This window comes from Mesorhizobium salmacidum (SeqCode) (assembly GCF_037179605.1).
Classification (GTDB): Bacteria; Pseudomonadota; Alphaproteobacteria; order Rhizobiales; family Rhizobiaceae; genus Mesorhizobium; species Mesorhizobium salmacidum.
On sequence record NZ_JAPYKS010000003.1, the window covers coordinates 21,090 to 33,220 of the forward strand.

General features: G+C 62.3%; 11 protein-coding genes and 1 riboswitch. Of the genes, 4 read left to right on the forward strand and 7 right to left on the reverse strand.

Annotated features, from left to right (window positions below; genetic code table 11):
* The first annotated feature begins 56 nt into the window (after nucleotides 1-56).
* Together O7A60_RS04640 and O7A60_RS04645 are read left to right on the forward strand one after the other, a co-directional pair.
* Complete coding sequence (locus O7A60_RS04640; RefSeq protein WP_337105224.1) at nucleotides 57-1,874, forward strand: ABC transporter ATP-binding protein/permease; 1,818 nt, start codon at nucleotides 57-59, stop codon at nucleotides 1,872-1,874.
* Nucleotides 1,875-1,973: 99 nt separating this feature from the next.
* Nucleotides 1,974-2,777, forward strand: coding sequence for a DUF1194 domain-containing protein (locus tag O7A60_RS04645; RefSeq protein ID WP_337105551.1), 804 nt, complete (start codon nucleotides 1,974-1,976; stop codon nucleotides 2,775-2,777).
* Nucleotides 2,778-2,790: 13 nt separating this feature from the next.
* Here O7A60_RS04645 and O7A60_RS04650 read toward each other — a convergent pair whose 3' ends face one another.
* From O7A60_RS04650 to metX, 5 genes are all read right to left on the reverse strand, one after another.
* Nucleotides 2,791-3,726 carry a glycosyltransferase family 2 protein gene (locus O7A60_RS04650; RefSeq protein ID WP_140503323.1) on the reverse strand — a complete coding sequence of 312 codons (936 nt, stop codon included), beginning with the start codon at nucleotides 3,724-3,726 and terminating at the stop codon, nucleotides 2,791-2,793.
* 285 nt (nucleotides 3,727-4,011) lie between these two features.
* Nucleotides 4,012-5,019: a glycosyltransferase family 2 protein gene (locus tag O7A60_RS04655; protein ID WP_337105225.1), complete on the reverse strand. Its 1,008-nt coding sequence runs from the start codon at nucleotides 5,017-5,019 to the stop codon at nucleotides 4,012-4,014.
* 93 nt (nucleotides 5,020-5,112) lie between these two features.
* Nucleotides 5,113-5,961, reverse strand: coding sequence for a Stf0 family sulfotransferase (locus O7A60_RS04660; protein ID WP_337105226.1), 849 nt, complete (start codon nucleotides 5,959-5,961; stop codon nucleotides 5,113-5,115).
* A complete protein-coding gene (gene metW / locus O7A60_RS04665; protein ID WP_140503320.1) occupies nucleotides 5,907-6,521 on the reverse strand; it encodes a methionine biosynthesis protein MetW in 615 nt (204 codons plus the stop codon). Before metW ends, O7A60_RS04660 begins: the two co-directional genes overlap by 55 nt.
* 118 nt (nucleotides 6,522-6,639) lie before the next feature.
* A complete protein-coding gene (metX, locus tag O7A60_RS04670; protein WP_337105227.1) occupies nucleotides 6,640-7,809 on the reverse strand; it encodes a homoserine O-acetyltransferase MetX in 1,170 nt (389 codons plus the stop codon).
* A 119-nt stretch (nucleotides 7,810-7,928) separates the two neighbouring features.
* A riboswitch (SAM riboswitch) is annotated at nucleotides 7,929-8,006 on the reverse strand.
* A 136-nt stretch (nucleotides 8,007-8,142) separates the two neighbouring features.
* On the opposite strand from metX, the gene hisC reads away from it, so the two are divergent.
* Together hisC and O7A60_RS04680 are read left to right on the forward strand one after the other, a co-directional pair.
* Nucleotides 8,143-9,252, forward strand: a complete 1,110-nt coding sequence (gene hisC / locus O7A60_RS04675; RefSeq protein ID WP_337105228.1) for a histidinol-phosphate transaminase — start codon at nucleotides 8,143-8,145, stop codon at nucleotides 9,250-9,252.
* Between the two features lie 5 nt (nucleotides 9,253-9,257).
* Nucleotides 9,258-10,193 (forward strand): prephenate/arogenate dehydrogenase family protein, encoded by a 936-nt coding sequence (locus O7A60_RS04680; protein WP_337105229.1) that lies wholly within the window; start codon nucleotides 9,258-9,260, stop codon nucleotides 10,191-10,193.
* Here the strand turns inward: O7A60_RS04680 and O7A60_RS04685 are convergent.
* Together O7A60_RS04685 and O7A60_RS04690 are read right to left on the reverse strand one after the other, a co-directional pair.
* Nucleotides 10,190-11,119 carry a sugar kinase gene (locus O7A60_RS04685; protein ID WP_337105230.1) on the reverse strand — a complete coding sequence of 310 codons (930 nt, stop codon included), beginning with the start codon at nucleotides 11,117-11,119 and terminating at the stop codon, nucleotides 10,190-10,192. The two genes, O7A60_RS04680 and O7A60_RS04685, sit on opposite strands and share 4 nt — an antisense overlap.
* A gap of 7 nt (nucleotides 11,120-11,126) precedes the next feature.
* Nucleotides 11,127-12,125 carry a DUF2125 domain-containing protein gene (locus O7A60_RS04690; protein ID WP_337105231.1) on the reverse strand — a complete coding sequence of 333 codons (999 nt, stop codon included), beginning with the start codon at nucleotides 12,123-12,125 and terminating at the stop codon, nucleotides 11,127-11,129.
* Nucleotides 12,126-12,131 lie beyond the last annotated feature (6 nt).

Consider the following 12,131-nt stretch of genomic DNA (forward strand, 5'->3'; position numbering starts at 1 on the left):
GGCTCTCTTAATCTCATCCGGTTTCAGCTTCGCTACTTAACGCAAGGACCTCGGCTATGGCTGATCAACTGGACAATCAGGCCACCGTTCAGCCGGTCGCCGTGGTCAGCAGCCTGCGCGATCAGGTGGCGGCGATCAAGCGGGCGCTGATAGAATCGCCGGTTCGCAAATGGTTGCTGTGGACGTCGGCCGGCATCATGGCCGTCATCGTCGCGACGTCGATTGGCCAGGTTCTGCTCAATCGCTGGAACCAACCCTTTTACGACGCGCTCGCGCGCCGCGACATGGCCGCCTTCCTGCATCAGCTTCTCGTCTTTGCCATGATCGCCAGTGGGCTGCTGGTGCTCAACATCGGCCAGACCTGGCTCAACCAGATGATCCGGCTGAAGTTGCGCGAGGCGCTGACGCTGGACTTGATCGACCAGTGGATGCGGCCGGCGCGTGCTTTCCGGCTGGCCAATGCCGGCGCCATCGGCGTCAATCCCGATCAGCGCATGCAGCAGGATGCCGCGCATCTGTCGGACCTGTCGACCGATCTTGGTGTCGGCCTGCTGCAGTCCTTCATCCTGCTCGTCTCCTTCGTCGGCGTGCTGTGGGAACTGTCCTCCGGCTTCGTTTTCCATTTTGGAGGAACCTCGCTGGCGATACCGGGCTACATGGTCTGGGCGGCGTTCCTCTATGCCGGCACCGCCTCCTGGCTGAGCTGGCTGGTCGGGCGGCCGCTCATCCGCCTCAACAGCGACCGCTACACGCGCGAAGCGGAGCTGCGCTCCTCGATGGTGCGCGTCAACGAGAATGTCGATGCCATCGCGCTGTACCGTGGCGAGAATGATGCCAAGAGACGGCTCGAACTCGACCTCGGCACGGTGCTGGGTGCCATGCGCCGCATCTACACCGCCCAGATCAACCTGTCTTGGGTAACCGACACCTATGGCTGGATCACCGTCGTGGCGCCGATCCTGGTCGCCTCGCCGGTCTATTTCTCGGGCGATATCAGCTTTGGCGGCCTGATGATGGCGGTCGGCGCCTTCAACCAGGTGCATTCGTCGTTGCGCTGGTTCATCAACAACATCGGCAGCATCGCCGACTGGCGTGCCACGCTGATGCGTGTCGCCGACTTCCGCATCGCGCTCGATGAAACCGATGTGCTGCACGACAAGGAGAAGCGTATCTCCTTCGATCAGAACGCCAATGGCAGCCTGACGTTGGAGAAACTCCAGGTGGCCTCGCCGGAGGGCTGTACGACGCTCTCCGACCAGCATGTCGAAATCCATGCCGGCGAGCGCGTGATGATCACCGGCGAGCCCGGCGCCGGCAAGACGCTGTTCTTCCGCGCCATTGCCGGCCTGTGGCCGTGGGGGAGCGGAAAGATCGGCATGCCGGCGGGAGAAGCCCCCATCTTCGTGCCTCGTGTCCCGTATTTCCCGGCTGGCACGCTGCGCGAGGTTCTTGACCATCCCTATGGTGTTGCTCCGGCAAGCGATGCCGAGATCTCGGCGGTGCTTGGCGAAGTCGGCCTCGGGCGGCTGTCATCCTCGCTCGACCGGTCGGCCCGCTGGGAGCGGGAGTTGGGCGATGACGAACAGCGATCGCTCGCCTTCGCCAGGCTCGCCTTGCGCAAGCCGAAATGGGTGGTTATCGATGAAGCGATGGATGCATTCGACGGCCCGTCGCTAAGGCGCGTGCTGTCGCTGCTGGATAAGCATCTGAAGGACGCCGCGATCATCAATATCGGGCGCGGCCTGCACAACAATCAGTTCTTCCCGCGGTCCCTGACGATCGTGAAGGATACCGGCGCGCCCGCCCTGAAACCCGCCCCCGTCCGGGCAGGTGCGATCGAACCGCCGCCAGTCGCCGTACGGCGCAAGGCATAGAACAGCCGGCATTCGGACCGGCCGGGCGCGCGCCTGCCACAAGCTTTATTTCGCCGTGATCGCGAGCGATGTTGCGATCGAAACATCGCTGTGCTGGCCATGCTTGATACGATGAGCCTGCTTGCCTGCCTGGCTTGCGCCGAGGCCGCTCCGGTTCCTTCGGCGCCGGATACGCTGACCGTCGACGTCGAACTGGTGCTGGCGGTCGATATCTCCCTGTCGATGGACGAGACCGAGTTCGCCCTTCAACGCGCCGGCTACGTCGAGGCGCTGCGGCATGCCGATTTCATCGAGGCGGTCCGTTCCGGCCATACGGGCCGCATTGCGCTCGCCTATTTCGAGTGGGCCGGCACGGTGCGCGACGACGCGGTCATCGGCTGGCAAATCATCGACGGCGCCGAGAGCGCCAACAGCTTTGCCGACAAGCTTGCGGCCCGCCCCTTCCGGAGTTTCCGCGGCACCTCGATTTCAAACGCGCTTGCTTTCGGCACCGAGCTTTTCGACGGCACCAATTTCGCGGGCGAACGCAGCGTCATCGACATATCTGGCGACGGCCCCAACAATATCGGGCCGCCGGTCACCGTGACGCGTGATGCGGCCATTGCCAAGGGCATAGTCGTCAACGGCCTGCCGATCCTGATCAAGCCATCGCCGACCTTCAGCCATCTCGATCAGTATTATGCGCAGTGCGTGACCGGCGGACCTGGTTCCTTCGTGCTGCCGATCCATGCGGCCGCCGAATTCTCGACGGCGATCCGGCGCAAGCTGATTCTGGAAGTCAGCGGCATTCAGGACAAGCCCAAAATCACGCCTGTCGAGATGGACGCCCCGATCGACTGCCTTCTGGGGGAACGGGACAGGCGGTTCCTGTCGGATCCCTATTTCCCGGAACTGGACCGATAGGCCTGGCCGTGGGTCAGGCAGGCCGGGCGCCAAACTCGTTGCGGAACGTGTTGAAGAGATCGCGGCGCCAGCGCCGGCCCTGGACATAACCGTTGACCAGTTCCGGCAAGGAGTAGCCGAGCGCCTTCGACGACCGATTGGCCATATAGCCCTCGAACGCCTCCGGTATCCGGCCCCTGAGAATATCGGCGATGATCTGCCGTGAGATCATGTAGGGCGGAATGTGCGGGTAGGAGCGGGCGATATGCGGGTGCTTGCCCATCAGATTGGCATAGGCTTCGACATAGCCTGTCCTGCGGCCCGAAATCGAATTCTCCGAATTGTATTTCGTCCAGTCGATATCTCCCGACAATTGCGCGCCGAACCGCTGCGCGAGGCGCAGCAGCAACTCCCGGTCCTGCATCCGGGTGATGTCGCTGTCATAGCCGCCAACCGCCAGCAGGGCCTCGCGGCGGGCCGATATCGCCGAGCCGGCGATGAAGATCGTCTGCGCCACAAGCGTGCGCTCCAGTACCATGGAACTCACGAATGCCTCGGGATTGATGCAGTTGGTGGCGCGGCCGCTCTTCAGCGAGACGTATGAGCTCAGCAATACTTCGAGCGACGGATCGTCATCGAACCGGGCCAGCGTGCGCTCAAGCCGGTGCGGCAGGTAGACGTCGTCGGAATCGAGAAATGTCACCACGGGGGTCCGCGCACGTTCGATGCCGGCGTTCCTGGCGGCGTTGGCGCCGCGCCATTTCGCGCCGACATAGATCAGCCGCGGATCGCTGACGCGGGCGAGCGCCGCCTCGGTTCCGTCGGTCGAGCCATCGTCGACGACGATATGCTCGAACCGCGGCATGCTCTGGGAAAGCACGCTTTCGACGGCGCGGAGCACCGTTTCGCGCCGGTTGTGGGTCGGTGTGATGACCGTGATGAGGGGCGCCTGCTCCGTCTTACCGGTCATATCGCGTCAGCCGTCTTCAGCGCAAAAACACACTTCGCGCCAGGTCCTTTGATCTTCAGGATGGTTGAACGGATCGGACTTCCCCCTGGATGGCCCTCATCGGATTCGGCACGACGCTACAAAGAACAACCTGTAGGTCATCCTATTCTGCTGTCGTTCGACCGACAAGGCGTGATGAATTCCGGCTCCTGGAGCCTTAACTGCAACACCATCGCTGTCCATGCTTGCGCAGTGGCGTTGACGATCAATTTTCGCAAGGGCGATCGAATCCACCGCTAAAATCAGCTAGCTGTGCCCGACATAGCCGGGCACGATCTCGATGTCGTCGCTGACCAGGCCTGTAGCGAGACTGAACTGGCCCCAAAACGCCAAACTGTAGAATGCAAGGCCGACAAGAAGGGAAAACGGAATCTGCCAAAGCGGCATCCCGGTGCCCCCTGCATGGCCGATAATCCGTCTTGTGGTGCGCCATAACATGGTGAACCAACGGCTGAAGGACTTGACGATCCGTTGCGTGCGGCCAGGCGATTTGAGCTCCACGAACTTTCGGTCGGCGTCTCTGCCCGTGACCAGGGCGCGCCAGAAAAAAAATCGCCAGCCCCGCGGTGAGTAATGGTAGACGCGGGCGTTGACATTACGAATTGTGCGGCCTTCGCGTTGCAGTTCGCGCATCAGCAATGTGCACGAGACCTTGAAGCCATTGTGTCTTGGAAAAGGATGATCGACGATCCAGTCGCGCCGAAACCCTACATTGTTGGCGTTCATCGCTCGTTTCGAGGCAAACCGCTTGTCCCCGTGAGCCATTGGGAAAAACCAGATCAGTGCAAACGTCCTCGAAAAGAAATCATCGTATGAAAGATAAGTATATCCATTCACGCACATAACTTCGGGATCGCTAAAGGGCTCAAGCAAACCTGATAGCCAGCCTGGTTCGGCCACTACATCGGAATCGGTGAAAATGACGATATCCCCCTCCGTTGCCAACATGCCGTTGTTTTTTAGATCGTAGTATCGGCCCCCGGGAAAAGCGGTAAAGATCAGATCGGCAACTTGTTCCAGCTGTGGCGCTACCGCCCTGACGTCGATACGAAGCGATCCAGCGTCGGCGTCCGTGCCGCCGTGAGAGATAACAACCTTGGGTCTGTGCAAGCCGGCTGAAGAAACCGTGGTGATTTCACGTGCCAAGGCCTTCAGGCCAACGCCGACTTCGTCCCAATCGATGGACTTGGCGTTCTCCATCTCCACCACGAGGGAATATGTTGTGTGTGGTTCAACCATTTCCGCATGGACCATATCGCTGCATCGCACTGGCGATAGTCCCTGCAAGTCGGCCTAAAGGCAACCCTTTCAAGATCACGCGGGGATGTTTCCCAACAATACTGACGATCAGCCACCGCCACCAAATCGGGACCAAAGGGAACCGCGAGTGCGGTCAACAGGGAATCTTGAAGTGTCTGAATATTGCGCCAAGAAACGCTGCCGCCATTCTACATTGACGGTGTCTCGTTGAATTGCGAGGCCGGACGCAAAGCCAAATCCGACGTCAGGGGAAAGCTTGGCGTCAACGAGACCAGCGATTTTCTTGAGACTGGTCTGTGGGTCTTGCAAAAGATCCTCATATGTCAACGACAGGAAAGGCACACCGTTTTTTGTAAACCAGAGGTCCCAAACCAGATTTTCCAGCACAAGTTTATCAAGCGACTGTGCGATCGCCGCGCCGTCGTAACGTGGCGCGTTGTTGGCGGTCTCAGTAGAACGGAATCGGCCGGTCTGACGGGCGCGCGCCCAGGAGATTGCCTGGCCAAGGAGATCGCGGCGCGTCAAACGGACATAGCGCAATTCTGGGAGGGTGGCTGGTAGGTCGATGGTTCTAGCCACTTGTGAAAATTGGCTGGCAAACAGTTTGACTGCGTAAATTCCGGAAGGGGATCGCCCATCCCTCAATGCCCGCAAGACTTGAGCGCGGGGATCGCGAGGATAGTTCGGCAATTCAAGAAGACGGCGGCCGCCGAACCACTCCAACGGGTTGCCAAGCCCGGCGGCTGCCATCAATCCAGCGAGATGATTGCTGCCGCTGCGCGGTGACGTGCAGACCAGAATTCCAGCTTTTATGCCAGACAGGATGTCAGGTGGTATTTCAACCGGAAGAGGCCGTCTGCGAAAGAGATGCATGGCAACCACTACCGCTTCAGCAGGAACACAGCCTGTTGGCCAAAGAAATTCCAGAACCACCATGGCATCGACAGGCCGATCTTCTGGCCGTTGGCGTCGAGCGCGGTCGCCTTTTCCACCGTCGCGCCAAGCTCTTCGCACAGATTGACGAAGTCGCGGATGGTGCAGAAGTGGATGTTGGGCGTGTCGTACCAGGAATAGGGCAGATCCTTGGTCACCGGCATTCGGCCCTTGACGAACAGCGACAGGCGCACCCGCCAATGGCCGAAATTGGGGAAGGAGACGATCGCCCGATTGCCGATCCTGAGCAGTTCGTCGAGCACCAGTTTTGGATTGCGGGTGGCCTGCAGGGTCTGCGACAGGACGACGAAGTCAAAACCCTTGTCGGGATAGAATTCGAGATCCTTGTCAGCATCGCCCTGGATGACCGAGAGGCCGCGCGCCACGCATTCGTTGACGCCGCGCTGCGACAACTCGAGCCCGCGGCCGTCGACCTGCTTGCTTTCCTGCAGCAATTCGAGCAGCGAGCCGTCGCCGGAGCCGACGTCGAGCACGCGCGATTGCGGCGGGATGAGGTTGGCGACGACCTCGAGGTCGACACGCTGGCTGCCGTTGACGCTCATGGTTTCGCCTCCTGAGCGGCGCACCATGGTCCGGAAAGTCCGCAACTCTTCGGGGTCATGGCTTCGCCTTTCTGTTTGGCGCATGACCTTGGTCCGAAAAGTCTGCAACTTTTCGGGGTCATACGCCCAGCCCCCTGGCGCGCGCGGCCGAGCCGATGAAGCCGCTGATGGCGGCAAACAGTTCCGGTTCGTCGAGCAGGAAGGCGTCGTGGCCGCGATCGGTCTCGATCTCGACGAAGGATACCGAGGCGCCGGCGGCGTTGAGCGCATGGACGATGGAGCGGCTCTCTTCGGTCGGAAACAGCCAATCCGACGTGAAGGACACCAGGCAGAAGCGGGTTTTGGTGCCGGCAAAGGCGTCCGCCAGCCGGCCGCCATGGTCGGCGGCGAGGTCGAAATAATCCATCGACCGTGTCATGTAGAGGTAGGAGTTGGCGTCGAAACGGTCGACGAAGGTCATGCCCTGGTGGCGCAGATAGCTCTCGATCTGGAAATCGGCATCGAAGCCGAAGGTCAGCGCTTCGCGGTCCTGCAGGTTACGGCCGAATTTGCGGTGCAGGGCGGCTTCCGACAGATAGGTTATGTGGGCGGCCATGCGCGCCACCGCCAGCCCCTTTTCCGGGCGCTTGCCGTGCTCGAAATATTTGCCGCCATGCCAGTCCGGATCGGCCATCACGGCCTGCCGCCCGACCTCGTGGAAAGCGATGTTCTGTGACGAATGGCGCGCGCCGGTGGCGATCGGCAGTGCCGAAAAAACCCGTTCGGGATAGCTCGACGCCCATTGCAGCACCTGCATGCCCCCCATCGAACCGCCCAGCACGCAGAACAGCTTCTCGATGCCGAAATGGTCGACCAGCATCTGCTGCGCACGCACCATGTCACGGATGGTGATGACCGGAAGGTCGAGTCCATAGGGCTTTCCCGTGACGGGGTTGGTCGAGGCCGGCCCGGTGGAACCAAGACAGCCGCCGATGACGTTGGAGCAGATGACGAAGAAGCGGCTGGTGTCGATGATCTTGCCGGGGCCTATCAGCACTTCCCACCAGCCTGGCTTGCCGGTCACCGGATTGGTGCTGGCGACATGCTGGTCGCCGGTCAGCGCATGGCAGACGAGGATGGCATTGGAACGGGCGTCGTTCAGCGTGCCATAGGTCTGGTAGGCGATCTGGAATGGCGACAGCAGCGTGCCGGCGTCGAGCCTGAGCGGCTTGTCGGGCCCGAAACGCAACACCGGGCTCGACGGTTGGTCGGCCTCGTTGTTGGTCTTTCCTGCACGCAGAACAGCCATCACGTCTCTCTTGCTGCGCCATGCTTTTGCGGAAATCGCTGCCGATCTCCGCGCCGCCGATGCGTTCGTCCGGCCGGTCGCGGACAATAAAAAACCGGCATTGCTTTCGCAAAGCCGGTTACGTCACGCAAACGGCCCTTTAGCGAATTGTTTAACGTGGCTGCAAGCCGACCGGCCAAATCACCACGGAACTGTCCCTGCCCTTCTAGAACTCGCCCGCCTCGCCGTCAATGCCGGCGGCCGGCACCACTGCCGCCCCTCGACATTGCCTGCCATGGCTTGTATTTCCGCAGCGGCTTCCGGATGGAGGCATTCTCGACGGATTTTGCAAAAATGAACCAGACACCTGATCAGGCACGCCCGACCCCGCGCGCGGGCATCATGGACATAGACGCCTACGTGCCCGGCAAGAGCACGGCGCCGGCCGGTGTCGCCAAGGTCTACAAGCTGTCGTCGAACGAGAATCCGCTTGGGCCCTCGCCGAAGGCGATCGAGGCCGCGCGTGAGGTCGCCGGCAAACTCGACGTCTATCCCGACGGCACCGCCAGGCGGTTGCGCGAGGCGATCGCCGAGGTGCATGGCCTCAACGCGCAGAACATCATCTGCTCGAACGGTTCCGACGAGATCCTCGGCCTGCTGGCGCAGACCTATCTCGCGCCCGGCGACGAGGCCATGTTCACCGAACACGCCTTCATGGTCTACAAGATCTATATCCAGTCGGCGGGCGCCACCCCGGTGGTGGTCAAGGAGACCGACGAGCGCGCCGACATCGATGGGATGCTGGCGGCTGTCACACCGCGCACGAAAATCGTGTTCCTGGCCAATCCCAACAACCCGACCGGCACCTATGTGCCGTTCCAGGAGGTGCGCCGGCTGCATGCCGGACTGCCGAAAAACGTGCTTCTGGTGCTCGACGCGGCCTATGCCGAATATGTCCGCCGCAACGACTATGAAGCCGGCATCGAGTTGGTCGGCAGCGCCGAGAACGTGGTGATGACCCGCACCTTCTCCAAGATCGGCCTCGGCGGCGCACGGATCGGCTGGATGTACGGTCCAATGCACATCGTCGATGCCATCAACCGCGTGCGCGGCCCCTTCAACGTCAATGCGACGGCGATCGAAGCCGGCATCGCCGCGATCCGCGACCGCGCCCATGTCGAGCGCAGCGTGGCGCATAACGAGACCTGGCTCACCTGGCTGAGCGAAGAGATGACCGGGCTCGGACTGCGGGTGACGCCGAGCGTCGGCAATTTCCTGCTCATTCATTTTCCCGACGACCAGAAGCATTCGGCGGCGGCTGCTGATGAGTATCTGAGCGCGCGCGGCTATATATTGCGGCGCGTTTCAGGCTACGGCTTTCCCAACGCGCTGCGCATGACCGTCGGCACTGAAGAGGCCAATCGCGGCGTTGTCGCCGCGCTCACGACATTCCTGAAAAGCTAGAAACCATGGCATCTCCGATGTTTGAAAAAATCGCGCTGGTCGGCATTGGCCTGATCGGCTCGTCGCTCGCCCGCGTCATTCGCCGTGAGGATCTGGCTCGTCATGTCGCCATCTCGACCCGCAGCGCGGCAACGCTCACGCGGGCCGAAGAACTGGGCCTCGGCGATTCCTACACCACGGCTGCCAGGGAAGCGGTCCACGACGCCGACCTGATCATCGTCTCGGTGCCAGTCGGTTCGTCCGGCGCGGTGGCGCAGGAAATCGCGCCGGCGCTGAAAAAGGGGGCGATCCTCACCGATGTCGGCTCGACCAAGGCGTCGGTCATTGCACAGATGCAACCGCATGTGCCTGATGGCGTCCATTTCATTCCCGGCCACCCGCTGGCGGGCACCGAAAAATCCGGCCCGGATGCCGGGTTCGCCGACCTGTTCGACAATCGCTGGTGCATCTTCACGCCGGTACCGGGCACCGATCCGGACGCGCTGGAACGGCTGTCGGAATTCTGGCGCCGCTGCGGCGCCAACATCGACACGATGGACCCGCAGCATCACGACATGACGCTCGCCATCGTCTCGCATCTGCCGCACATCATCGCCTACAACATCGTCGGCACCGCCGACGATCTGGAATCGGTGACCAAGACGGAAGTGATCAAATATTCCGCCTCCGGTTTTCGCGATTTCACGCGTCTGGCCGCCTCCGATCCGACCATGTGGCGGGACGTGTGCCTGCACAACAAGGATGCCATCCTGGAAATGCTGGCGCGGTTCTCGGAAGACTTGGCCTTCCTGCAGCGTGCGATCCGCTGGGGGGACGGCGACAAGCTGTTCGACCTGTTCACCCGCACCCGCGCCGTGCGCCGCTCGATCATCGAAGCCGGCCAGGATATCGACGCGCCCGATTTCGGCCGCCAGGCGGTCGAGCACCCGGCAAAGAGCTAAGCTGTTTCAGGCCAGGTCGCTGCCATCATGGCGAGCGTCTCCGCCCGATCCGGCGCGCCCAGCCTGCCGCCAAAGCGCAGGCATTTGAGCGCGGCGGCCGCACTTGCGAAACGCAAGGCCTGTTCGACCGGCATGGCTTCCGCCAGCCCGACGGCAAAGGCGCCATGAAAGACATCGCCGGCGGCCAGCGTGTCGACCGCCTTGATCCTCGGTGCCTCGACATGGCGGGCTGATCCAGCGCTTCGATCGAGCCACCAGGTTCCCGCCGCACCGCCGGTGACCGCGACGAAGGCATCGGTGCGGGAGGCAAGGTCGGTGCAGGCGGTCTCCAGATCCAGCGCGTGGCCACATATGATGCGGACTGCCGGTTCGGAGGCGACGATGTGCGAGGCCAGCGGCAACAACTGCTCCAGCACCGCAAGCGGCGCGGTATCGGCATCGAGGATAGCCGGTCGGCCAGCGGCGCGCGCCGCCTTCAGGGCCAGGGCAGCGGCACCCGGCCAGCGCACGTCGGTCAGCACGGCATCGAATGTCGTGAAGTCGGTGAACGGCAAGGCCTCGGGATCGGCCTGAGCGCGTGTGTCGTAGAAAGGCACGATGATCCGCTCGCCATGCGCATCGACCAGGATGGAGGCCAGTGCCGAGCGCGCACCGCTGACGCGGCGCACATGGCTGCAATCGACGCCCTCGGCCTCTATTCCCGCAATCAGCTGATCGCCGACCGGATCGTCGCCGGCGCTCGCCCATAGCGATACCTCGGCGCCGAGACGATGCGCGGCGCAGGCCGCGCTCGTGGCCATGCCCGAGGCGATCTGGATGCCGTCGGAGGCGATGAACTTTCCCTGATGATGGGGCAATGTATCGACACGCAGGATCGTATCCAGCGTCAGCGCCCCGACACTCAGGAGCTTCACGGGTCTTGCCATGGCGGGACTATTGCACCGGCTTGATCTTGCCCAGCGGGATGAAGCCGAGCGAGGCCTTGCCCTTGACCACTTTCAGCGGCATCGACGGTTCGCTGCCAAGCAGCGCCAGGGCGCCAAAACCCTGCTCGATCACATTCTTCTGCTCGGGTATGGCGCCGGCAAGAATGGATGCCACGGCCTTGGGATCCTTGATCCTGATCATCAGATCGGCGTCGACCAGGCCCTCGGCATCGACCGAAAGCGGCCCGGAAACGGTGACACGCGCCGTTCCCGACGACAGATCGAGGGTGCGGATTTCGATCCTCTGGCCGCGCAGGCTTTTCACCTGCGTGCCGATCACCGCGACGCCGTTCTTCAGTGTCACGTCGCCGCTGGCATCGAGCGCCGGCAGCACGCGCCCGCCGATCGCATCGGGATCGATCTCGAGATCGCCAAAGCTGCCGACATAGTCGAGATCCCCGCCATTCGGCTGCAACTGGCCTGATGCTTTGCCGGCACTGAACAGTTCGACCGGATCGGTGTCGTCGGCCGGGTCGGTTTGGCCCGACAGGCCCTCGGCCTGCAGCGATATGCGCCGCGGCAGCGGGTACCACAGTTTGACGTTGGCCTGCAGATTGTCCCAGTCGATCCAGAGCGGCATCATGCCCGGGACGGAGGTCCGGAGCGGACCGCGCAGACTGGCAACCGGCGACAAGGGTTGGACGACCTGGGCGGTGGCATTGAAACTACCGGCCGAGGCGGCGATGTTCTTGGCATCGTCCTCGTAAGCGAGGTTGTCGCAAGAGACGGCAAAGCTCAGGGGATAGCCACCGACCTGGAGATTGGCGCAGCCGGCCTCGATGCCGCTTTTGTTGAGCGTGGCAACCGCCTTGTCGGCCTCGGACCTCACCCTGTCGGCCATATAGAACCAGCCGGCGCTGTAAACGGCGAACAGCACCAGGATGAACGCGGCAAGCCACCACAGGCGGCGACGGCTACCCGGTTGGCGTTCGTCACTTGACGTCATGCTTTG